The 22,524-nt window shown below is 62.8% G+C and carries 17 protein-coding genes and 2 tRNA genes; 10 read left to right on the top strand and 9 right to left on the bottom strand.

All coding sequences use genetic code 11. The annotated features are described in order from the left end of the window. Window positions 1-42 precede the first annotated feature (42 nt). The 3 genes from NA29_RS10445 to NA29_RS10435 form a co-directional block, all read right to left on the bottom strand. Window positions 43-1,323 carry a branched-chain amino acid ABC transporter permease gene (locus NA29_RS10445; protein ID WP_052252808.1) on the bottom strand — a complete coding sequence of 427 codons (1,281 nt, stop codon included), beginning with the start codon at window positions 1,321-1,323 and terminating at the stop codon, window positions 43-45. Beyond that, a complete protein-coding gene (locus NA29_RS10440; RefSeq protein ID WP_231965177.1) occupies window positions 1,323-2,219 on the bottom strand; it encodes a branched-chain amino acid ABC transporter permease in 897 nt (298 codons plus the stop codon). The genes NA29_RS10445 and NA29_RS10440 overlap by 1 nt, the downstream gene beginning before the upstream one ends. Window positions 2,220-2,497: 278 nt before the next feature. Next, window positions 2,498-4,126 carry a 3-(methylthio)propionyl-CoA ligase gene (locus tag NA29_RS10435; protein ID WP_039397998.1) on the bottom strand — a complete coding sequence of 543 codons (1,629 nt, stop codon included), beginning with the start codon at window positions 4,124-4,126 and terminating at the stop codon, window positions 2,498-2,500. Window positions 4,127-4,389: 263 nt separating this feature from the next. Between NA29_RS10435 and NA29_RS10430 the strand changes: the two genes are divergently transcribed. The 6 genes from NA29_RS10430 (at window position 4,390) to NA29_RS10405 (ending at window position 8,852) form a co-directional block, all read left to right on the top strand. After that, the gene (locus NA29_RS10430) at window positions 4,390-5,907 is read left to right on the top strand and encodes a protein adenylyltransferase SelO (protein WP_039397996.1); all 1,518 of its coding nucleotides are present in this window, start codon (window positions 4,390-4,392) and stop codon (window positions 5,905-5,907) included. Between the two features lie 163 nt (window positions 5,908-6,070). Next, window positions 6,071-6,493 (top strand): peptide-methionine (R)-S-oxide reductase MsrB, encoded by a 423-nt coding sequence (gene msrB / locus NA29_RS10425; RefSeq protein ID WP_039397994.1) that lies wholly within the window; start codon window positions 6,071-6,073, stop codon window positions 6,491-6,493. 164 nt (window positions 6,494-6,657) lie between these two features. Continuing rightward, on the top strand, window positions 6,658-7,077 hold the full coding sequence (locus tag NA29_RS10420; RefSeq protein ID WP_039397992.1) for a NirD/YgiW/YdeI family stress tolerance protein: 420 nt from the start codon (window positions 6,658-6,660) through the stop codon (window positions 7,075-7,077). A gap of 95 nt (window positions 7,078-7,172) precedes the next feature. Beyond that, window positions 7,173-7,706 (top strand): septation protein A, encoded by a 534-nt coding sequence (locus NA29_RS10415; protein WP_039397990.1) that lies wholly within the window; start codon window positions 7,173-7,175, stop codon window positions 7,704-7,706. A gap of 25 nt (window positions 7,707-7,731) precedes the next feature. Continuing rightward, window positions 7,732-7,995 (top strand): BolA family protein, encoded by a 264-nt coding sequence (locus NA29_RS10410; RefSeq protein ID WP_039397988.1) that lies wholly within the window; start codon window positions 7,732-7,734, stop codon window positions 7,993-7,995. A 62-nt stretch (window positions 7,996-8,057) separates the two neighbouring features. Next, entirely contained in the window at window positions 8,058-8,852 is a 795-nt protein-coding gene (locus NA29_RS10405; protein ID WP_039397986.1) for a peptidylprolyl isomerase, read from the top strand. A 152-nt stretch (window positions 8,853-9,004) separates the two neighbouring features. Here NA29_RS10405 and purL read toward each other — a convergent pair whose 3' ends face one another. Further along, complete coding sequence (purL, locus tag NA29_RS10400) at window positions 9,005-13,036, bottom strand: phosphoribosylformylglycinamidine synthase (protein ID WP_039397984.1); 4,032 nt, start codon at window positions 13,034-13,036, stop codon at window positions 9,005-9,007. Between the two features lie 265 nt (window positions 13,037-13,301). Between purL and NA29_RS10395 the strand changes: the two genes are divergently transcribed. The 3 genes from NA29_RS10395 to pgi all read left to right on the top strand — a co-directional run bounded on the left by NA29_RS10395 (window position 13,302) and on the right by pgi (window position 18,193). Further along, entirely contained in the window at window positions 13,302-14,576 is a 1,275-nt protein-coding gene (locus tag NA29_RS10395; RefSeq protein ID WP_039397983.1) for a D-amino acid dehydrogenase, read from the top strand. A gap of 266 nt (window positions 14,577-14,842) precedes the next feature. Continuing rightward, entirely contained in the window at window positions 14,843-16,435 is a 1,593-nt protein-coding gene (locus NA29_RS10390) for a bifunctional ADP-dependent NAD(P)H-hydrate dehydratase/NAD(P)H-hydrate epimerase (RefSeq protein WP_039397981.1), read from the top strand. A 99-nt stretch (window positions 16,436-16,534) separates the two neighbouring features. Further along, window positions 16,535-18,193, top strand: a complete 1,659-nt coding sequence (gene pgi, locus NA29_RS10385) for a glucose-6-phosphate isomerase (RefSeq protein WP_039397979.1) — start codon at window positions 16,535-16,537, stop codon at window positions 18,191-18,193. A gap of 150 nt (window positions 18,194-18,343) precedes the next feature. On the opposite strand, the gene NA29_RS10380 is transcribed toward pgi, so the two are convergent. After that, window positions 18,344-19,036 (bottom strand): ABC transporter ATP-binding protein, encoded by a 693-nt coding sequence (locus NA29_RS10380; protein ID WP_039403011.1) that lies wholly within the window; start codon window positions 19,034-19,036, stop codon window positions 18,344-18,346. A gap of 52 nt (window positions 19,037-19,088) precedes the next feature. Here NA29_RS10380 and NA29_RS10375 point away from each other — a divergent pair, with 52 nt between their 5' ends. Continuing rightward, the gene (locus NA29_RS10375; protein ID WP_039397977.1) at window positions 19,089-19,748 is read left to right on the top strand and encodes an arylesterase; all 660 of its coding nucleotides are present in this window, start codon (window positions 19,089-19,091) and stop codon (window positions 19,746-19,748) included. Between the two features lie 79 nt (window positions 19,749-19,827). On the opposite strand, the gene NA29_RS26480 is transcribed toward NA29_RS10375, so the two are convergent. From NA29_RS26480 to NA29_RS10355, 4 genes are all read right to left on the bottom strand, one after another. Next, window positions 19,828-21,753, bottom strand: coding sequence for a SurA N-terminal domain-containing protein (locus NA29_RS26480; RefSeq protein WP_039397975.1), 1,926 nt, complete (start codon window positions 21,751-21,753; stop codon window positions 19,828-19,830). A gap of 82 nt (window positions 21,754-21,835) precedes the next feature. Beyond that, window positions 21,836-21,912, bottom strand: a tRNA-Asp gene (locus tag NA29_RS10365). 14 nt (window positions 21,913-21,926) lie between these two features. Continuing rightward, window positions 21,927-22,002, bottom strand: a tRNA-Val gene (locus NA29_RS10360). 53 nt (window positions 22,003-22,055) lie between these two features. After that, a complete protein-coding gene (locus NA29_RS10355) occupies window positions 22,056-22,328 on the bottom strand; it encodes an HU family DNA-binding protein (RefSeq protein ID WP_039397973.1) in 273 nt (90 codons plus the stop codon). Between the last annotated feature and the right edge of the window lie 196 nt (window positions 22,329-22,524).

Genomic DNA, 22,524 nt, shown 5'->3' with positions numbered 1-22,524 from the left:
CCTGGGTCGCCGCCGGATCCGCGCGCATGACAAATGGGCTCATCACAAGACCTCCGCCGACACCGAGACGTCGCCGATCTTGCGGCGCAAGCGACGCCCTGCAAACGTCAGGATGGCCCCACCGGCAAGACCCGCAACGACAGCGAGCATCCAAGCGCGCACGCCCAATCGATGGCTCAGACCGCTGGTCGACACGCCGTCGATGGCAAGGCGCGCGTCATAGATCATTTCGATGATCGTCACGCCCGCAAACAATGTCAGCACGACGCCCACACACACGGCTGCGTAGGGCTTCCAAAGCTTGCGAAGCGCACCTTCACGCCATGCCTGCCAATGCGCCGCCAGCAGGCCCGCAATGCCACCCGGCGCGAACACCACGACGACCAGAAATCCCAGACCGAGATAGAGTTGCCACGCGCGGGTAATCGTGGCGAGCACGACAGTCGCAAACACGCCAACGACAGCCCCGAGCATCGGCCCGGCGAAATACGACACCCCGCCCAGCACCGTGAAGACGAGTACAACACCCGAGCGCTCCAGACTGAATGTGTCGGCGCTCACCAGTTCGAAATTCATTGCGCCCAACGCACCGGCCACCCCGGCAAACGCTGCTGCGAGGATCTGCATGCGGTATCGCACACTGGCAGGCGACTCGCCGAGGAATGCGACACGCACCGGGTTGTCGCGCACGGCGCGCGCCAGAAATCCCAGCGGCGTGCGTGTCACGCCAAACATCATGCCCGCAGAGATGAACAACCAGAACGCGACCAGTCCATAGACTTCGCGCTGCGTCGCGAATGTCACGCCGAACCATGCAGCGCCAAGCGTGCGGTCGGTGGGAATGCCGCGCTCGCCGCCGAACCACTCGGGCAGCATCGCGGCCATCACCCACACAAGCTCAGCCACACCGAGCGTGATCATGGCGAATGTCATTCCGGCGCGACGCGTCGTGACATACCCGAGCGTGGCGCCCGCTAAGCCCCCGGCCAGCGCCCCCGCGAGCGGCACGAGCGCCATCGACACCGGCAACCCCTGAATGCCGATGCGATTCATGCACCACACACCGGCATATGCGCCGATGCCCGCGTAAGTCGCATGACAAAAGCTAAGCAGGCCCGTCGAGCCAAGCAGCAGATTGAAGGAGAGCGCAAGAATCGCGGCCGTCCCCATCTGCGTCATCAGGGTCAGCGCCGCGTCGGACGGGAAACACCACGGGGCCGCACACAGGATGGCGGCAAAGGCTCCCCACACGGCGACCCGGCAGCGCCACGACGCAGGACTCGCATGCGACGCATGCGGCGCCCTCACGATCACCTCGTCCATCACCCCTCCCTCAGGCCGAATAGCCCGCGCGGCCGCCACAACAGCACCGCGACCATGAGCAGATAGGGGACGGCCGGTGCCAGTTGCGCAACGCTCAGATGCAACAAGGGCGACAGAAGCGAAAGGGGTGAGGCAGCGTCACCGGCTCCGCTGCGCGACCACCATTGATCGAGTGTCGCGTCGCTCGTCACCGCCCAGGTTTGCAGCAACCCGATCAGCACCGACGCGACGAACGCGCCGCCCAGCGAACCGAGTCCACCGACGACCACGACGACGAATACCACGCTGCCCACCGTCGCGGCCATGCCCGGCTCCGTCACCAGCACATTGCCGCCTGCCGCACCGGCAAGGGCGGCCAGCGCCGCACCGCATGCGAACACCCCTGTATACAGAGACGGCACGTCGTATCCCAGCGCCTGCGTCATGGCCGGCTGCGAGAGCGCCGCCTGGAGGATCAGCCCGGCGCGTGTCGCACGAAACGCTACCCAGACGAGCAGCGCAATCGCACAGGCAAGGCCCATCAGGAACAGACGGTAGGCCGACACCGCAATCCCGCCCACGTGCACGAGAACGCCTTCGAAGGCTGTTGGCACGCCGTAGTCGACCGGCCCTCGCCCCCAGGCGAGTTGCACCAACTCCACCACGATATAGGCCAGTCCGAATGTGGCAAGCAATTCCGCCAGAGCACCGCGCGCGCGCAGACGTCGCAGGACGACGCGCTCGAACAACGCGCCCGCAGCGCCAACCACCAGCGGCGCGACGACCAGCGCCGCCCAGAAACCGACCACGCCCGATAACGCATAAGCAAAGTACGCGCCGAGCATGTAGAAACTGGCATGCGCGAAGTTCAGCACGCCGAGCATGCTGAAAATCAGCGTGAGTCCGCTGGACAGCATGAACAGCAGCAAGCCGTAGCTCACACCGTTCACCAGCACGAGGCCGGCGGTGGCACTCAGCAGATGCACTTCGTCTCCTTCGGGAAGCCAATGAAAGACGCGGCGCAAGCGCCGCATCGGGGGGAAATTCAGGGTGACATTATAGATGGGACGTGCCGTCGGAATGGCCCGGGATCGCCCGAAAAACGGCGTCAATGCTGGATTTCGGACGACGAGCACCGCTGAGTCGGAAGATTCCGATCCGGTCTGCGGTGCACGCTGCCCTCACTCCGGCAACGTCACGTCGCCGACTGGTAATCGCGGAATTTCTCTCGCAACTTGAGCTTGAGCATCTTGCCCGTCGCCGTATGCGGAATCTCATCGACGAAGACCACGTCGTCCGGAATCCACCATTTCACGACGCGCCCCTGGTAGAACGCCAGCACGTCCTCGCGGCTCAAGGTCGATCCGGGCTTGCGCACGACCACCAGCAACGGCCGCTCCTCCCATTTCGGGTGACGAATCGCGATGCACGCAGCTTCGTGAATCTCCGGATGCGCCATGGCGACGTTCTCGACGTCGATGGAACTGATCCACTCGCCGCCGGATTTGATAACGTCCTTGCTGCGGTCCGTGATCTGCACGTAGCCTTCCGGGTCGATGGTGGCCACATCACCGGTCGGGAACCAGCCGTCGATCAGCGGCGACGTGTCGGCGCGGAAATAACGGTCGAGCACCCAGGGCCCGCGCGCATGCAGATCGCCGAATGCTTTGCCGTCCCACGGCAACGCCTCGCCATCGGGCCCCACGATCTTCAGATCGACACCGTAAATGGCCGTCCCCTGCTTCTCGAGAATGTGTTGCTGCGCCGACTCCGGCAGATCGCGATGATGCTTGCGAAGGTGGCACAACGTACCGAGCGGCGACATTTCGCTCATGCCCCACGCATGAATGACGCGAACGCCGTAATCCTTTTCGAACGATTGCAGCATGGCTGGCGGGCAAGCCGAACCGCCGATGACCGTTCGCTCCAACGTGGAAAAACGGGCTCCGATCGATTTCACGTACGTCAGCAGCCCGAGCCAGACGGTAGGCACTCCCGCCGAAAACGTGACGCCCTCGGCTTCGAAGAGTTCGTAGAGCGATTTGCCGTCGAGATCCTTGCCGGGAAATACCAGTTTCGCGCCGGTGAGCGCGCTGGAGTAAGGCAGTCCCCAGGCGTTCACATGGAACATCGGGACCACAGGCAGGACGGCGTCACGCGCCGACATGCACATGGCATCGGGCAGCGACGCGCCGAAAGCATGCAGCACCGTCGAGCGATGGCTATACAGCACGCCCTTCGGATTGCCCGTGGTGCCCGACGTGTAGCAAAGCCCGGACGCCGTGTTCTCGTCCATCGACGGCCACGCGAAGTCACCGTCCTCGGCGGCGATCAGGTCTTCATAACAAAGCAACGGCAAATTCGACGCAGGCATGTGGGCCGCATCGGTCATCGCAATCCAGCCTTGCACGCCCGGGCACAACGGCGCAATGGCTTCGACCAGCGGCAGGAAGTTGATGTCGAACGCGACGTAGCGGTCTTCGGCATGCCCCACGATGTAGGCGATCTGTTCCGGGAACAGTCGGGGATTGACGGTGTGCACCACGCTGCCCATACCGGAGACGGCGTAGTAAAGCTCAAGGTGCCGGTAACCGTTCCATGCCAGCGTGCCCACGCGCTCGCCGTCGCTCACGCCCAGACGGCGCAGCGCCTGAGCCAGTTGACGCGCGCGCTGCTCGGCGTCGCGCCAGGTGTAGCGATGGATATCGCCCTCGACACGGCGCGACACGATCTCGGTGTCGCCATGGTGGCGGGCGGCATGGGTGAGCAGCGAGGAAATCAGGAGCGGCGCGGCCATCATCTGACCGAGGAGCGGTGTTGCCATACGTCGAATCTCCAGAAAAGTCGGAAAAACCGGAATTACGGGGATACGTCGGGGAACAACAATGGAAAGACTGAACAGCGAGCGCTTGAAAGCGGCGATCCGAAAGGCATGTTTTGAATTCATTCTTGACGTGCACGCTCGCCCGGTCAACGCTCATCGCTTGTGCGGCGCAACACGGGCAACGCCCCGCCAGTGTACGCAAGCTGGCAGCAAGCAACGGACACCTCAAGTAGAATGTTTGTTCACCATCAGGAACGTCCCCAATGCCGGCCACCGACCGCTCCGCCACTGTTTCCGCCTCGCTCAAACCGTTCGGACCGCTACCGTTGGCGAACCGTTTCGCGACGCTCGGCACCGAGTTCTTTACCCGCTTGCCGCCCCAGCCCCTCCCCGCGCCCTACCTCGTCGGTTTCTCCGCCGACGCAGCGCGTCTGCTCGGCTGGTCGCCGGACGCCGCGCGCGATCCGGAATTCCTTGCCACGTTCGGGGGCAATACGCCGCTGGTCGGCGGCGATCCGCTCGCCAGCGTCTACTCCGGGCACCAGTTTGGCGTGTGGGCCGGTCAGTTGGGCGATGGCCGTGCGTTGTTGCTCGGTGAATCGGACGGCCCCGGCGGGCGCTGGGAGATTCAGCTCAAGGGCGCCGGTCTCACACCGTACTCGCGCATGGGCGACGGACGCGCCGTGCTGCGCTCGTCGATCCGTGAATTTCTCGGCTCGGAAGCCATGTTTCACCTCGGCGTACCGACCACACGTGCCCTGTGCGTCATCGGCTCGGACGCGCCGGTGCGCCGCGAAACGATCGAGACCGCAGCCGTCGTTACGCGTCTGTCGCCAAGTTTCATTCGCTTCGGCCACTTCGAACACTTCTGGGCGGGCGATCAGTACGAAGCCTTGCGTCAGCTGGCCGACTTCACGATCGATCACCACTATCCGCACTGCCGCGAGGAAGCCAATCCCTATCTCGCCCTGCTGAGCGCCGTATGCGACGCGACGGCCGAACTCGTGGCGCACTGGCAGGCCGTGGGCTTCTGCCACGGCGTGATGAACACCGACAACATGTCGATTCTCGGTCTGACGATCGATTACGGCCCGTTCGGTTTTCTCGATGGCTTTAACGCGCATCACATCTGCAATCACTCCGATACGCAGGGACGTTACGCCTATCAGGCGCAGCCGAACGTGGCGTACTGGAACCTGTTCTGTCTGGCGCAATCGCTGCTGCCGCTGTTCGGCGAAGGCGAAGCAGCCGTCGAACAGGCGAAATCGGTGCTGCCCGTTTTCAAGACGCGCTTTGCCGAAGAAATTGACCTGCGCATGCGCGCCAAGCTGGGCCTGCGCGAGTCGCACGCCGACGACGAGGCGCTCATCAACCGGCTGTTCAAGCTGATGCACGAAGGGCGTGTCGATTTCACGCATCTGTTCCGCACACTGGCGACGTTCCAACTGGACAACCCCGACGCGGACGCCCCGCTGCGCGACATGTTCATCGACCGTCAGGGCTTCGACGCGTGGGCTGTCGATTACCGCGCGCGTCTGCGCCATGAGGCCAGCACCGATGCGAAACGCGCCGTAGCAATGCGACTCGTCAACCCGAAATACATCTTGCGCAACCATCTGGCGGAAGTGGCCATTCGTCGCGCCAATGAGAAGGACTTCTCCGAGGTCGATACGCTGCTCAAGGTGCTTTCGCATCCGTATGACGAACAACCCGAATTCGAGCGCTACGCCGAATTGCCGCCCGACTGGGCCGGTCAGTTGGAAGTGAGTTGCTCGTCTTGATTTTTTTGGATCCGGCGCGCCGCTAACGTGGAGTACCCGCGCGTTGCAAAGACAGGTTTCGTCCCCATATTGGCTTCCTGACACGCTGAATCCCTTTGAACCCGACTGAACGTATGCGACGCACGGCAACCAACGCCGTGCTGGCGCCCCACAGGAGACTTCTATGAGCAAAGTGGAAAAGACCGACGCCGAATGGCGTGCCCAACTCGACGATGTCGAGTACCAGATCACCCGCCACGCGGCGACCGAGCGTGCCTTTACCGGCCGTTACTGGGATCACTGGAAGGACGGCACTTACCGCTGCGTGTGCTGCGGCGCACCGCTGTTCGAGTCGACCGAGAAGTTCGACGCCGGATGCGGCTGGCCGAGCTATTCCAAGCCAATTGACGGCGCAGGCATCGACGAAATCGCCGATTACAGTCACGGCATGGTGCGTGTCGAAGTGCGCTGCCACAACTGCGACGCCCACCTCGGGCACGTTTTTGAAGACGGTCCGCAGCCGACCGGCCTGCGCTATTGCATCAACTCGGCATCGCTGAACTTTGAGGACAAGGCGGGAGAGTCCGACAAGCCGAAAGACGATTGAGGGTAATCTTCTGCATAGCGGACGCCACGGCGTCCGCTTTCAAAAGGCGGTCACGCGCCGCTGAATCACGGTGAATCGGCGTGAATTTCACGCCCTTCTCCCGCAATTGGCAACTTCTGGCCTTAGTCTTGCGTCCACCTGACTTTTTACTGGGAGCCCATGTCATGTCCAAGAAATCCGAACGCCGCCTTAGCCTCGCCGTCGCCGCCTCGCTGATTGCCGGCGGCGTCATGCTTAGCGCCCCGGCGCATGCGCAAATCAATGTGCCGCAGGCCGGCGCGCCGGCCGGAGGCAGCGTGGCTGTACCGGCTGTCACGCCGCGCGCCGTGACGGTCGAGCAGGCGCTCAAGGCCCCGAAAGATATGGAGGCCGTCATCGAGGGGCACATCGTCAACCGGATCAAGCACGAGCACTACACGTTCCAGGACGCTTCCGGCTCGATTGAGATCGAACTCGACGACAAATACCTCCCGACCGGGCAGCAGATTACCCCGCAGACGCTGGTACGCATCATCGGCGAGGTGGACACCCACCGCATGAAGCCGAACGATATCGACGTGAAGCGCATCGAAATCGTCAAATAACCGACACGCTTCTCCGTTCCCGGCACGGGCCTTTGAAATATAATGCGGGTTTGCGCCGGGGGCGGAAACCTCCGAAGCCCCCAAGCCGAGACTTCATGAAATTTCTCTTCGACCTGTTACCGGTCATCCTGTTTTTCGTCGCCTTCAAATTCGCTGGCATTTACGTTGCGACCGGCATCGCGATCGTCACGACGATTGCTCAGGTTATCTGGATGTGGTTGCGCCACCGCAAGGTGGAACCCATGCAATGGGTGAGTCTTGCGATCATCGTGGTGTTCGGCGGCGCGACCATGCTGCTGCACGACGAGACTTTCATCAAGTGGAAACCCACTGCGCTTTACTGGCTCTTCGGCGTCACGCTGTTCGTTGCCGAACTGATGTTCGACAAGAATCTGATTCGCGCGATGATGGAAAAGCAAATGGCGCTGCCCGAGCATCTGTGGCGTGCCGTGAATTTCAGCTGGGCGCTCTTCTTCCTCGCGATGGGCGTGCTCAATCTGGTCATCGCCTATCACTTCTCCACCGACACGTGGGTCAACTTCAAACTCTTCGGCGGCATGGGCCTCATGGTCGTGTTCATCGTCGTGCAGAGCCTGTGGCTCGCGAAGTACATCAAACAGGACGAATAACGTCGTCTGTCAGGAAGCCTCCGCCATGACCATGGAACAGCAAATCGAAGCGCGGCTCACCGCTGCGCTGTCCCCGCTCGAGTTTGCGCTCGAGAACGATAGCGCACGGCACGCCGGACACGCTGGCGCCGCCTCGGGCGGGCATTACAACGTGCGTATCGTCTCCGCCGCGTTTACCGGACGTAACCGCGTTGCGCGTCACCGCCTGGTGTATGATGCGCTAGCCGATTTGATGCAGAACGGCATTCACGCCCTCGCCATCGTTGCGCTCGCCCCGGGCGAAGCGTAACTAGCCTGCGACGCGTCCCCCGTCGATTAATCTTGCCTTCGTCATTCGTTAGGAAAAACAGCATGGCATTGAAACTCGCCCGCACGGCACTGGCGCTCGGCGCAGCCGTGTCGCTGACCGCCGTCCCCCTCCCCGCCCTCGCTCAGAACGTCGCCGTCGTGAACGGCACGCCGGTGCCTGTGGCCCGCGCCGACGCCATGTTGCGCGAGGTGGCCCGTCCGGGTCAGCCGAACTCGCCGCAACTGCAGCAGCAAGTGCGTGAAGAACTGGTCAAGCGCGAAGTGCTCGCGCAGGCAGCCATCAGCAAGGGCCTCGCTACGGACCCGGGCGTCAAGCAGCAGCTCAAACTGGCTGAGCAAGGCGTGCTGATCCGCGCGCTCATCGCTGACTTCCGGAAGACGTCGCCGGTCACGGACGCCGACCTGCAAGCGCGTTACGACCAGTTGAAGAAGCAGTTCGGCGACAAGGAATATCACGCGCGTCACATTCTGGTGCCGAGCGAAGATACGGCTAAGGACATCATCGCGAAGCTCAAGGGCGGCGCGAAGTTCGCCGACCTCGCCAAGCAGTACTCGAAGGATCCGGGTTCGGCACAGAATGGTGGCGACCTCGACTGGTCGCCCGCCAACGCCTACGTGCCCGAGTTCGCCGATGCGCTGCAAAAGCTGCAGAAGGGTCAGTATTCGCAAACGCCGGTTAAGACGCAGTTCGGCTACCACGTGCTCGAACTGGACGACGTACGCGACGCGCAGATTCCACCGTTGGCAGACGTCAAGCCGCAATTGGTGCAGCAGATGCAGGAAGAGAAGCTGCAAGGCTTTATCGAAGGCCTGGAAAAGAAGGCCAAGATTCAGTAAGGTCGCGCTGCAATTCGATATGAAAATCCCGCCACTCGGCGGGATTTTTGTTTATGGGAACCGGACGTAAAAAGACCGTCTTCCCCTTGTCAGGAAAGACGGTCTTTCAGACTTACAACATCAATCGAGGCGCGCGGTCACCGCGCAACTCGTCAAGCCACCCAGCGGCGCGCGTTGCGGAACATGCGCATCCACGGGCTGTCTTCGCCCCATTGCTCCGGTGCCCAGCTCATTTGCACGGTGCGGAACACACGCTCCGGGTGCGGCATCATCACCGTGAAGCGACCGTCGCCAGTCGTCACTGCCGTCAGACCGCGCGGCGAACCGTTCGGGTTGTACGGATACTGCTCGGTCGGCTGACCGCGATGGTCGACGAAACGCATCGCCGCAATCGCCTGGTCGATGTTGCCTTGCTGACCGAAGTTGGCGAAGCCTTCACCGTGTGCGATCACGATCGGCAATTGCGAACCCGCCATGTCCTTGAAGAACAACGACGGCGAATCAAGCACTTCCACCTGCGTCAGACGCGCTTCGTACTTCGATTGGTTGTACGTAAACTTCGGCCAAGCCGCCGCCCCCGGAATCAGGTTCGACAGGTTGCTCATCATCTGGCAACCGTTGCACACGCCAAGCGCGAACGTGTCAGCGCGATTGAAGAAGCCCGCGAATTGCTCGGCCAGCGACGGGTTGAACAGGATCGTCTTCGCCCAGCCTTCACCCGCACCCAGTGTATCGCCGTACGAGAAGCCGCCGCACGCGATGAAGCCCTTGAACGCTTCAAGTGAGTGACGGCCCGCAAGCAGATCGCTCATGTGCACGTCGTAAGCCTCGAAACCGGCCTTGTCCAGCACGTAGGCCATCTCCAGGTGCGAGTTCACGCCCTGCTCACGCAGGACAGCCACCTTCGGACGCGCGCCCGACGCGATGAACGGTGCCGCGATGTCTTCGCTCGGATCGAACGTCACCTTCGGCGAGAGGCCCGGGTCGCTCGTGTCGTTCAGCGCCTCGTACTCAGCGTCCGCGGCGGCCGGATTGTCGCGCAGACGCGCAATGCGCCAGCTCACTTCGCTCCACACGCGTTGCAGTTCGGCGCGTGGGGCACCGAAGACCTTCTTGGCGTCGCGATAGATTTCGATGACGTCGCTCGTGTTCGGCTTGCCGATCACATTCGTGCACGACGACAGACCCGCTTCACGCAGCGTCTGCAACACAGCGTCGCGCTCCGAAGCACGCACCTGAATCACGCCACCGAGCTCTTCCGAGAACAGCGCGCGCAGTGTCTTGTCTTCACGACGTCCGACGGTCTGCTTCGCCCAATCTTTGGCATCGCCATAATCCGACTCGAAGCCTTCGTCGAGCGTGAGCATGTCGACGTTGAGCGACACGCCGACGTGACCGGCGAACGCCATTTCGGCAACCGTGGCGAACAGACCGCCGTCCGAACGATCGTGATAAGCGAGCAGCTTGCCGTCGCTGTTGAGTTTCTGAATCGCGTCGAAGAAACGCTTGAGATCCGCCGGATCGTCCAGATCGGGCGTCACATCGCCGATCTGCTGCGTCACCTGCGCGAGGATACTGCCGCCCATACGATTCTTGTTGTGTCCCAGATCGATGGCGATCAGGACCGTCTCGCCCGCGTCAGCGACCGAGCGCAACTGCGGCGTGAGATGGCCACGAACGTCTTCGACCGGCGCGAACGCCGATACGATCAGCGACACAGGCGCGACGACATCCTTGTTGCGGCCAGCGTCGTCCCACTTGGTGCGCATCGACAGCGAATCCTTGCCGACCGGAATCGACAGCCCCAGCGCCGGACACAATTCCATGCCGACGGCCTTCACCGTGTCGAACAGCGCAGCGTCTTCGCCTTCGGTGCCGCATGCGGCCATCCAGTTGGCCGAGAGCTTGATCTGGTCCAGCGACGTAATCGGCGCTGCGGCGATGTTGGTGATGGCTTCACCGACTGCCATGCGGCCCGATGCCGGTGCGTCGATCACGGCCAGCGGCGTGCGCTCGCCCATCGTCATCGCTTCACCGCGATAGCCCGCGAAGTCCATCAGCGAGATGGCACAGTCGGCCACCGGCACTTGCCACGGGCCGACCATCTGGTCACGCGCCGTCAGGCCGCCCACGGTACGATCGCCAATGGTGATGAGGAACGACTTGCTCGCGACCGTCGGGTGACGCAGCACGGCACGCGCCACTTCGTCCAGCGACAGACCGGTGACATCTACCGGCGGGAGTTCGTGCTTCACACGCGTGACGTTACGGTGCATACGCGGCGGCTTGCCGAGCAGCACGTCCATCGGCATGTCGACCGGGTCCGGCGATTCCGGATGCATCGGGTCGACCAGCTTCAGTTGACGCTCGTCCGTGGCGACACCCACGACCGCCACCGGGCAACGCTCGCGCTGGCAGATTTCCTGGAATGCCGGGAAGCTGTCCGGTGCGATGGCGAGCACGTAGCGCTCCTGCGCTTCGTTACTCCAGATTTCAGCGGGCGACATGCCCGACTCTTCCAACTGCACCTGACGCAGATCGAAACGAGCGCCCTTGCCTGCACCGTCGACCAGTTCGGGGAATGCATTCGAGATGCCGCCTGCGCCCACGTCGTGAATCGACAGGATCGGGTTGGCTTCGCCCTGACGCCAGCACCAGTTGATGACTTCCTGCGCACGGCGCTCGATTTCCGGGTTGCCACGCTGCACCGAGTCGAAGTCGAGTTCAGCCGTGTTGGTGCCCGTCGCCATCGAGCTGGCCGCACCACCGCCCATGCCGATGCGCATGCCCGGGCCGCCGATCTGGATCAGCAGCGTGCCGGCAGGCAGGTCGTGCTTGTGCGTGTGTTGCGCGGCAATGTTGCCCATGCCGCCCGCGATCATGATCGGCTTGTGATAACCACGCACACGACCGCCCACATTCTGTTCGTACGTACGGAAGTAGCCGCCCAGGTTCGGACGACCGAATTCGTTGTTGAACGCAGCGCCGCCGAGCGGGCCGTCGATCATGATTTGCAGCGGCGAGGCGATGCGGTCCGGACGACCGTAGTCGGTACCGGTGTCGTCGGGCTTGCGCAGCGACGGCGGCACGGCCACATCGCGGTCGTTTTCCCACGATTCGCGCGCGTCCGGCAGCGCCAGATTCGACACGGTGAAACCCGTCAAACCGGACTTCGGCGTGGATCCACGGCCCGTCGCGCCTTCGTCGCGAATTTCGCCGCCCGCGCCCGTCGACGCACCCGGGAACGGCGAAATCGCCGTCGGGTGGTTGTGCGTCTCGACCTTCATCAGCGTGTGCGTCAGTTCGACGCTGCGGCCGTACTTGCCATCGGCACCGCGCGGATACCAGCGCTCGACTTCGGCGCCTTCCATCACCGAAGCGTTGTCCGAATACGCCACCACCGTGCCCTGCGGGTGCAGTTGGTGCGTGTTCTTGATCATCTTGAACAGCGTCAGGTCCTGGCGCTCGCCGTCGATGGTCCAGTCGGCGTTGAAAATCTTGTGACGGCAGTGCTCGCTATTAGCCTGCGCGAACATCATCAGTTCGACGTCGGTCGGATTGCGTTTCAGGGTGGTGAACGCGTCGACCAGATAGTCGATTTCGTCCTCGGCCAGCGCCAGACCCAGATCGCGGTTCGCGGCTTCGAGTGCGCTGCGGCCTACGCCGATCACGTCGACCGTCTGCAGCGGCTTGGCCGGCAGTTCGATGAAGAGCGCTTCGGCATCCTTGCGCGTCGCGACGACGGTTTCGGTCATGCGGTCGTGCAGGACGCCGGCCACACGGGCGAGCACGTCGGCGGCGAGCGACTTCTTGCCGCCCAGCAGGCCCGACTTCACGCCAATCGTGTATTCCACTGCGCGCTCGATGCGGCGCACGTGATCGATGCCGCAGTTGCGGGCGATATCCGTGGCCTTGCTTGCCCACGGCGAAATCGTACCCAGACGCGGAATCACCAGCAGTTGGTCGCCTACCGGCTCTTCGCGCACCGGTTCACCGTAAGTGAGCAGACCGGCGACGCGAGCGACATCGTCACCCGACAGCGGCTCGGCGCTGGCGACCAGGTGGACGTAGCGCGCATCGATGCGCACGATCGAACTGTCGATGGCTTGCAGGGTCTGCAGAAGACGTTGCTGGCGGAATTCGGAGAGCGCCAAGGCGCCGGCGAAGCAGGCAATGTGAGTCATGGAAGGACGGAAGGCGAGGCGTTCAGAACGCGGGGGAACGACAAACCGGGATTATACCCTGCTTACCCCGGGTTATACCCGAGTGCGCGACAGGCAATCTGCGTTGCGTCCCGCCCGGTGAGGGCGTCTCTCTGGTAACCTATGCGCCCCGTATCCACTCGGGCCGCAAAACCCGGTTCATGCAGCTCGCCGGTCATGCGGCACGTCAAAAAACGACACTAACAAGCGAACGAACGGGCGTTCGCCACACACCAGACGGTTGGGAATGAAGGTCATCGTTATCGGCGGCGGGGTCATTGGCACTTGTACTGCCTACTATCTGGCCGCTGCGGGGCACACGGTCACGCTCGTCGAGCGCAATAGCACGGTTGCGCAAGAGAGCAGCTTCGGCAACGCAGGCGTCATCGCCCCGGGCTACGTCACGCCCTGGGCGGCACCTGGCATGCCGCGCAAGCTGCTGGGCTACATGTTCAGCGCCGCCAGCCCGCTCATCTTCCGCCCTGGCCTGTCGGCCGGCACGTGGCGCTGGGCCGCCCGCTGGCTGCGTGAGTGCAAGATCGACCGCTATCGCGCCAATCGCGAACGCATGCAGCGTCTCGCGTTCTACAGCCAGCGTTGCCTCCACGAACTGCGTGAGTCGCACATCTTCGAATACGAACACACGCAGGGCTATCTGCAATTGTTCCGTACCGAGCGCGAAATCAAGATGAACGAGCCGGCGCGCGCCATGCTCGCCGAGAATGAAGTGCCGCACCGGCTGCTGACTGCCGAGGAGTGCCGCAAGCTCGAACCTGCCATTTCCACCGATGCGCAGCTCGCTGGCGGCCTGCATCTGCCGCGCGACGAGACCGGCAACTGCCCGCTGTTCACCAAGCGCCTCGCCCAAATCGCACGCGACATGGGTGTCACGCTCGCCACCGAGACGACGGTCCTCTCCGTGCGACCGAACGTTGGTCGTGCCGGTGTGAGCGTCGAGACGGCCAGTACCGCCCAGATGGGGCAAACATCGACGCTCGAAGCGGACGCCGTCGTGATCGCCGCAGGTGTGGCGAGCACCACGCTGCTACGCCCGCTCGGTATCGACCTGCCGCTGTGGCCGATCAAGGGCTACTCGATCACGGTGCCAGTCAAGACCGAACTGTTCAGTCCGCGAATCGCCGTCATGGACGAGTCGTACAAAACCGCCATCACCCCGCAGGGCAACCGCCTACGCATTGCGGGCACGGCCGAACTGGGCGACACGCAGCTCGTGCTGCGCGAGCGCGCCATCGCCACGCTTTACAAAGTGGCGACCGACTGGTTCCCCGGGGCAGGTAAATACCGTGAGGCGCGGGCGTGGGTTGGTGCGCGTCCGATGCTGCCGGATGGCCCGCCGCTGCTCGGCGCGACACATCTGCCCGGCATTTTCCTAAACGTCGGCCACGGCTCGACTGGTTGGGCGATGGCCTGCGGCTCGGGACGCGTGCTCGCGGACGTCATCTCCGGACAAACGCCCGATATCGATCTCAATGGGCTGACGCTCGCTCGATACGATCGTTGAGCGCTAACCGGGCGGAAACGACGGGGGATTCCCCCCTTTCCCCTTCCCCTTTCCCGTTCGGTGCGCTGCGTCGGCGATTGCCGACACTGTGTCGGGATTCACACCGACAGGCGAAGCGGCGCGTTGACGGCATAATCTCCAGATAGGCGCGCCAAGCGCAGCGACATCCCCCAACGCCTCTTGTCCCCCCGACAGGAATCGAACGGGTCGCGTCGCGCGCTGCGACGCCATGTCCATTGCCCTAGTTTCCGGGAGCTTCGCCTGCCATGTCCGATTCCCCGCGCGCAACGCATTCCCTCCCAGACACCGTCTCAACGACCGCTACCGCCATCGCGTCGCTCGATCTGCATCTGCCTGCCACACTGCGCGACGTCGAGCGCGCTGCCGCCGCAAAATTGGCACCGCACACCCTGATGAGACGCGCCGGTGCGGCCATTGCACACTGGCTCTACGGTCGCCTCCCCGTCCTTGCAAGCGCGGGACGTCAACCCGTACTGGTGCTCGCCGGCCCCGGCAACAACGGCGGAGACGCCTACATTGCCGCTCGCGAACTGCACCGTCGAGGCGTGCTGATCGACGTGTGGCAACTCTCCCCCCCCACAGCAGACGACGCTCGCTGGGCGCTCGGCGAAGCTCTCGCTGCTGGCGTACCGGTGCGGCCTGCGCCAACCACCTGGCCGCAGCCGATGGCCTATGCGTGGATCGTCGACGGCCTGTTCGGCATCGGCCTGTCCCGGCCCCTCGACGGCGCAGCCGCCGCACTGGTCGATAACATTGCGTACGCAAACACAGAAGGCACGCCAGTGCTCGCCATCGATATTCCCAGCGGGCTGCTCGCCGCCACCGGCATGGCGGATGGGCCGGTCATCCGGGCCGACGCGACGATAGCGATGATCGGTGCCTGCCCGGGACTCTTTACCGGCATCGGCCGCGATGTCGCGGGTGACGTGCACGTTGCCACCCTGGGCGCCCACGATGCATTCGCCGAAGCACCGGCGCGATCGCCCATCCTCACCATTTCGCCAGACGCGTTTCGCACGCATTTGCCACATCGTCACCATGCGTCGCACAAGGGCAGCTACGGTTCGCTGGCGCTCCTCGGCGGATTTGATGGCATGGTGGGCGCGCCAATGCTCTCTGCGCGCACGGGCCTGATGACCGGTGCCGGTCGCGTGTACGTCGGGTTCGTCGCGCACGACGCCCCTGCGTGGGATCCGGCGCACCCCGAACTGATGCTGCGTCACGCCGAAAATCTCGATCTCGCGACCATGAGTGCGGTGTCCGTCGGCCCTGGACTCGGAACGTCGGCCGCCTCAGCCGCTTGCCTCTCCCGCGCATTGGCACTAGACGATACGCCGCTGGTGATCGACGCCGACGCACTCAACCTGCTGGCCACCGAACCGACACTTGCGGAGCGCGTACGACGCCGCGCCGGACCGACGGTACTCACGCCGCATCCGTTGGAGGCCGCTCGGCTCGCGAGCTGCGACGTCGCCCGTATTCAGTCGGATCGACTCGCTTCCGCCCGCGCATTGGCACAGCATTTTGGTGCGACGGTCGTGCTCAAGGGATCGGGCACCGTCGTGGACGATGGCGCAACAACGTGGATCAATACGACCGGCAATGCCGGGCTGGCGACGGCCGGTACCGGCGATGTGCTGACCGGCGTCATCGGCGCGCTGCTTGCGCAAGGCATGCCTGCAACGCAAGCGGCGCTGGCTGGCGTGTGGATTCACGGACGCGCCGCCGATCGTTGCGTAAGGGACGGTGCGGGGCCAGCGGGTCTGACGGCGTCGGAACTCCTGCCGGCGATCCGCGCAGAACTGGCAATAGCGATGGCAAGCGCAATCCGCGCATAACGCCGTCCTTAGCTGCCCGTAGCCGCATTTCAGCGCGTTTAACGTGATTTCGCGGTGACTCCCGTTATACTTCGCTTTATCGAAATGGCCATATCGCACATGCCGTACAAGACATCCGTTCGTCTGGACCAACTTCCCGCCTGGCGCGCTCTGCTCGAACACCGCGACGAGATCGCTGCACAACACATGCGCGACTGGTTCGCCGGTGCAGGGGCCAACGCCCGCGTCGACAACTTTTCGCTGCACGCGGCCGGGCTGTATCTCGATTACTCGAAGAATCGCATTACGGACAAAACGCGCACGCTCCTCACCCATCTGGCGCGTGAATGCCACGTGCCCGCCAAGCGCGACGCCATGTGGGCCGGGGAACACGTCAACGTCACGGAGAATCGCGCCGCGCTGCACATCGCGCTGCGTGCCCCCAAGGGCGTAACGTTTCGCGACACGACCGGCGAAGTCAGCAGCGGCGTAGGCGAGACACTTGCGCGCATGCGCGACTTCAGCGAACGCGTTCGCGACGGCCGATGGGTCGGCGCAACGGGCAAGCGCATCAAGCATCTGATCAACGTCGGCATCGGCGGCTCGGATCTGGGCCCGCGCATGGTGTGCGACGCCCTCGCCGTCTACGGGCGTGAAGACCTCTCGGCAAACTTCATCGCCAACATCGATCCGACAGAGCTCGCGCGCACGTTGCCTGCGCTCGACCCTGAAGCCACGCTCGTCGTGGTTTGCTCGAAGACGTTCACCACACTCGAAACCATGACGAACGCGCGCACCATTCGCGCGTGGCTCATTGAGAGCGGCATCCCCGAGAAAGATCTCGACAAGCATTTCGTCGCGGTCTCGACCAATGTGGACGAGGCGATGGGATTCGGGATTCTTCGCGAGAACGTGTTCCAGTTCGGCGAATGGGTGGGTGGACGTTACTCGCTGTGGTCGTCCGTCGGTCTGATCGTCATGCTGTATCTGGGCGCGCAGCATTTCGAAGCACTGCTCGCCGGTGCGCATGCGATGGACGAACACTTCCGTCACGCGCCGCTCGAAGCCAATATGCCGGTGCTGCTCGGCCTGCTCGGCATCTGGTATCGCAATTTCTTCGACGCACAGACGCTCTCCATCGCACCGTACACCGACGCACTGCAAAAGCTGCCGCCATATCTCCAGCAGCTCGACATGGAGAGCAACGGCAAGTCGGTGCAGATTGACGGTTCGCCCGTCGCCTGGCAGACGGCACCGATTATCTGGGGTGAGCCCGGCACGAACGGCCAACACGCCTACTTCCAGATGCTGCATCAGGGCACGACGCTCGTGCCGGTCGATTTCATCGCCGTGCTCGAACCGCAATACGATCAGCCGGCCTATCTCGACCACCATCGCAAGCTGCTGGCGAACTGCTTCGCGCAGAGCGAGGCATTGCTTCAGGGCGGCTCGATGGCGACGCCCGAACAGGCTGGCGGCCCGCTAGGCGCACAACGCTGCTTCGAGGGTAACCGTCCGAGCAATACGCTGGTGATCGATAAGTTGACGCCCGAACGCCTTGGCGCGTTGATCGCACTCTACGAACACAAGGTGTTCGTGCAGGCCGCCATCTGGAATATCAATCCGTTCGATCAGTGGGGTGTAGAGCTGGGCAAGACCCTGTGCCGAGCGATCGAGCCGGAGCTTCTCGATCCGGACTCGCTCAAGCCGGACGCGCACGACGCCTCGACGGCATCGCTGATCCGCATCGCGGGGAATGCGTTAAAGAAGAAGGGGTAACAGGACAACAGAGGGCCGGAAACTTTCCGGCAAACGCCTGTGGTTTCGTCAGATGCCAACAAAAAGAGAAGCCATTGCGGCTTCTCTTTTTCGTTTCAGGTAACGTCAGGCAAGCGGGCAATCCTCAGAACCTCGCATCGAAACCGCGCATCAGATCGCAGCGCCGTTCACGACCCGTCCGCCCGCAAGCTGCACCGTGGCGTCGCAACGCTGTGCAATAGCCAGATCGTGGGTCACCAGCACCAACGTCGCACCACTGGCTTCGTTGAGCGAGAACATCAGTTCGATGACTCGCTCGCCCGTGGCGGTATCGAGACTGCCTGTCGGCTCGTCGGCGAACAGCACAGCAGGCTCCGTCACAAACGCGCGTGCGAGCGCCACACGCTGCTGCTCGCCGCCCGAGAGTTGCTTCGGGTAGTGCGTCAGGCGCGAGCCTAAACCCACTTGTTCCAGCAATTTGACGGCACGATTGCGAATCTCCCGTGTCTCACCCAACAGCTCGAGCGGCAACATCACGTTTTCTAGCGCCGTCAGGTGCGGCATCAGTTGAAAGGACTGGAAGACGAAGCCGACGGCACCCCGTCGCAACGCGGCGCGCCCCTCTTCGTCAAGCTCACCGAGCGACTTGCCCAGCAGCGTGATGCTGCCGTCGGTCGCGGTGTCGAGCCCGGCCATCAGACCGAGCAGCGTGGACTTGCCGGACCCCGACGCTCCCACGATGGCCACGCTCTGGCCTTTCGCGACGGAGAAGTCGATATCCTGCAAAATGACTAGCTCGCCGGTGGCGTCGCGCAACCGTTTGCCCAGGCCCCGCACTTCAATTACGTTTTCGGAAAACGACATGGCAAGAAGAGAGTTCTTGAAATTGGCCGCATCAGCCGCCTTTGGCTGGTGCATGCTGACAGGGACCGCAGCGAACGCGGCAAGTTCTGGCGCGCCGACAATTCTCGTCGTCGGCGACAGCCTCTCGGCGGAATATGGCATCGCGCGCGGTGCCGGCTGGGTCAATCTGATGCAGCAGACGATCACGCAGAGTGGGTACGATTATAACGTCGTGAATGCCAGTATCAGTGGCGACACAACGAGTGGCGGGCGCTCCCGTCTCGCCCCGCTGCTCGAACGCTATCACCCCGCCGTGACCATCATCGAACTGGGGGGCAACGACGCGCTGCGCGGCATTCCGCTCGATCTCACCCGCACCAATCTGCGCGAGATGATCGCCGCGTCGCGCAAGGTCGGCAGCCGTGTGATCGTGGTCGGCATGCGCATCCCACCGAACTACGGCCCCGACTATAGCGAGCAATTCTTCACCATGTTCTCGACCATCGCCAAGCAGGAAAAGACCGGCTACGTCCCCTTCCTGCTGGCGGGCGTCATCGAACATCAGGACTGGTTCCAGCAAGACCAGATTCATCCGCTCGCAAAGGCGCATCCGCAGATTCTGCAAAACGTCTGGCCGACGGTGAAGCCGCTGCTCAAACCCGCTGCTGCGGCAGCCCCTGCCAAACCATCCGCGAAAGCGCCTGACTCGCGCGCATCAAAGTCCGGCGCATAAAAAAACGGCCAACTCAGTTGGCCGTTTTTCTTTTTGCTGAGGGATCGTACCCATCGTGCGCTATACGATCCTCACTCGATCAGTTGCTCGCCGCCTTGGTCACGTCGTTCACGACCTTGACCTTCGAGCGCGCCCGCAGATCACCCACCCAGGCATTCCACTCAGCCTGTGCGGCCAGTTGGTTGAGTTGTTGCGCTTCGGCTGCCAGACGCTGCGGATCTTGCGTTGCCGGTTGCGACACCTTGCTGATGCGATACACGGCGTAGCCTTGACCTTCGCCCAGCGACACACCCACGTAGGCGGGCAGTTTGCTCGTGTCCGCACCGAAAATGGCGGTCAGAGCGGTCGGCACCAGCTTGCCCGGATTGTCGCGCGAGACGGTTTGCGCAGCACCGAATGCCGCATCGCCACCCTTCTTGAGCGCTTCCAGTTTTGCTGCGCCAGCCTTCTTGGCTTCCTGTTCGGCCAGATCGGCAATCGCCTTCTGCTTCACCTGCGCTTCGATCTGATCGAGCGGCGGCGTGGCAGCCGGGTGATACGTCACGATGCGGGCCGACACCAGCACGCCTTGCCCCACATCCACAGCTTCGGTATTGCGCTTGTTCTTGAGCGACTCGTCGCCAAACACAGCCTTCAGCAGCTTCTCGTTGCCGAGCGGGCTCTGGGCGAGTGCGGCATCCGGCGTACGCGTTACCTTGGCCGTCTGCACCTTCAGGTTCAGCTTGTCGGCCACCGGTTGCAGGCTGTCCGGCTGCTCGTACACAGCGTTCGTGAACTGGTCCGCGAGCTTGGCATAGCCCTTCGCGGCTTCCTGCTGACGATACTGATCGGCCAGTTGCGACTTCACTTCGTCGAACGACTTCGTCTGCGACGGCTTGATGCCCGTGAGCTTGATGATGTGATAACCGAAGTCGCTCTTCACGACATCGCTCACTTCACCTTCGCTCTTGAGTGCGAATGCGGCGTCGGCAAACGGCTTGACCATAGCGTCGCGCGCGAAGAAGCCGAGGTCACCACCGTTACCCTTCGAACCCGGGTCTTCCGAGTTCTCGCTGGCCAGCTTGGCAAAGTCGTTCGGATTCTTCTTAATCTGCGCGAGGACGGCTTCAGCTTTGGCCTTCGCCTTGGCATGGTCGGCCGGCGACGCATCGGCCGGCGAGGCAATCAGAATGTGCGATGCACGGCGCTCTTCCTGCGTCGTGTATTGCTTCAGATTGTCGTTGTACATCTTGCGCAGCACATCGTCGCTCGGCGCCGTTTGCGCCGACGTCGGCATGGCCTTCGGATCGAGCACCACGTACTGGATATCAGCCGACTCCGGCGTCTGGAATGCAGCCTTGTGTGCGTCGTAGTACGCCTGAATCTGTTGCTGCGTCGGCACGATCTTGCCGGCGAAGTCCGTCAGCGGGAAGTCCAGCGCCGACACTTCGCGTTGCTGCGAACGCAATTGTGCGAAACGTTCGAGCACCGTCTTCGGCAGCATGGCGCTCGCCTGCACGCTCGACGGCAACTGATTCGAGGCCAATTCGAAACGGATCTGCGCTTCGAGACGCTGCGGGGTCAGGTTCTGCGCGGACAGCAATTGCTCGTAAGCAGCCTGATCGATCGAACCGTCTGCACGGCGCAACTGCGCAATCGCCGGAATGGCGAGCAGCGCCTCACGCACTTGCGCGTCAGGCACCGACAGATTCTTCTTGAGGGTTTCCTGTTGCAGCAGTTTTTGCTGGATCAGATTATCCAGCACAGCACTGCGCATTTCCGGCGTGTTGATCTGGCTCGCGTCGACGGCACCGCCAAACATCTGCTGCATGCGCTCCGTTTGCGCGCGCAGCACGCTGTCGTATTCCTGGCGCGTCACGGTCTGATCGCCAACCTTCGCGATCGTACCGGCATCCGAGGCGTATTCCTGCCAGCCATGAACGCCAAACACCACGAACGACGGGACGATCAGCACCGTCAGGAAGATGAGAACTAAGCGTTGGTGACGGCGAATGAAGTCGAACATACGAAATCGGAAGAGTCGTCTGGATGCGTTTTATGACGCTATATGGCAAAAAAGGCGAACCGAAGTTCGCCTTTTCACAATTTGGCGGAGCGGACGGGGCTCGAACCCGCGACCCCCGGCGTGACAGGCCGGTATTCTAACCAACTGAACTACCGCTCCCCAAGATCTGGAACTGGTGGGTGCTGAGGGGCTCGAACCCCCGACCTACGCCTTGTAAGGGCGCCGCTCTACCAACTGAGCTAAGCACCCGTTCCCGATTTTAGTCTTGTTCTTGCTGCCTCCTGCCGAAGCAGGAAAGCTCGTTAGTTTACTGCATCTTTGAGATCTTTGCCAGGGCGAAATTTCGGAACCTTCGCCGCCTTGATCTTGATGGGTTCTCCCGTGCGCGGATTGCGTCCCGTACGAGCGGCGCGCTTGGCGAGATGGAACGTGCCAAAGCCGACCAGCGTCACGTCGTCACCCTTCTTCAGCGCTTTCTTTACTGCACCCACCAATGCGTCAAGCGATCGGCCTGCGGCAGCTTTCGAAATATCTGCCTGTTCAGAGATGTGCTCGATCAGTTCCGTCTTATTCACTGTAACCCCCTTGCAAGGATAGTAGGCGATTGAGCCGCGGAGGCGCTCTTTGCGCGCCTTGACATTGATCTGAGAGGTCCGCTGGCTTTGCCATTAGACAAGCCGCAAACCCTGATGTCAAGCCGTTTTGCGGCGTTCTGACTGCATCGGAAGCACTCCTGAATCAATGCTTGCCGGACATTATTTTCGAGCACTT

Source organism: Pandoraea sputorum (genome assembly GCF_000814845.2).
Lineage (GTDB): Bacteria > Pseudomonadota > Gammaproteobacteria > Burkholderiales > Burkholderiaceae > Pandoraea > Pandoraea sputorum.
The sequence above is the reverse complement of the archived record's forward strand: the minus strand, read 5'-3'. Positions and strand labels throughout refer to the sequence as shown.

Bases quoted from the DNA above. Each gene is read 5' to 3' on its own strand.
- NA29_RS10410 (WP_039397988.1), top strand. From the start codon at position 7,732: ATGACCATGGAACAGCAAATCGAAGCGCGGCTCACCGCTGCGCTGTCC.
- NA29_RS10395 (WP_039397983.1), top strand. From the start codon at position 13,302: ATGAAGGTCATCGTTATCGGCGGCGGGGTCATTGGCACTTGTACTGCC.
- NA29_RS10390 (WP_039397981.1), top strand. From the start codon at position 14,843: ATGTCCGATTCCCCGCGCGCAACGCATTCCCTCCCAGACACCGTCTCA.
- purL (WP_039397984.1), bottom strand. From the start codon at position 13,036: ATGACTCACATTGCCTGCTTCGCCGGCGCCTTGGCGCTCTCCGAATTC.
- NA29_RS10435 (WP_039397998.1), bottom strand. From the start codon at position 4,126: ATGGCAACACCGCTCCTCGGTCAGATGATGGCCGCGCCGCTCCTGATT.
- NA29_RS10420 (WP_039397992.1), top strand. From the start codon at position 6,658: ATGTCCAAGAAATCCGAACGCCGCCTTAGCCTCGCCGTCGCCGCCTCG.
- NA29_RS10405 (WP_039397986.1), top strand. From the start codon at position 8,058: ATGGCATTGAAACTCGCCCGCACGGCACTGGCGCTCGGCGCAGCCGTG.
- NA29_RS10380 (WP_039403011.1), bottom strand. From the start codon at position 19,036: ATGTCGTTTTCCGAAAACGTAATTGAAGTGCGGGGCCTGGGCAAACGG.
- NA29_RS26480 (WP_039397975.1), bottom strand. From the start codon at position 21,753: ATGTTCGACTTCATTCGCCGTCACCAACGCTTAGTTCTCATCTTCCTG.
- msrB (WP_039397994.1), top strand. From the start codon at position 6,071: ATGAGCAAAGTGGAAAAGACCGACGCCGAATGGCGTGCCCAACTCGAC.
- NA29_RS10430 (WP_039397996.1), top strand. From the start codon at position 4,390: ATGCCGGCCACCGACCGCTCCGCCACTGTTTCCGCCTCGCTCAAACCG.
- NA29_RS10415 (WP_039397990.1), top strand. From the start codon at position 7,173: ATGAAATTTCTCTTCGACCTGTTACCGGTCATCCTGTTTTTCGTCGCC.
- NA29_RS10440 (WP_231965177.1), bottom strand. From the start codon at position 2,219: ATGCTGTCCAGCGGACTCACGCTGATTTTCAGCATGCTCGGCGTGCTG.
- pgi (WP_039397979.1), top strand. From the start codon at position 16,535: ATGCCGTACAAGACATCCGTTCGTCTGGACCAACTTCCCGCCTGGCGC.
- NA29_RS10445 (WP_052252808.1), bottom strand. From the start codon at position 1,323: ATGGACGAGGTGATCGTGAGGGCGCCGCATGCGTCGCATGCGAGTCCT.
- NA29_RS10375 (WP_039397977.1), top strand. From the start codon at position 19,089: ATGCTGACAGGGACCGCAGCGAACGCGGCAAGTTCTGGCGCGCCGACA.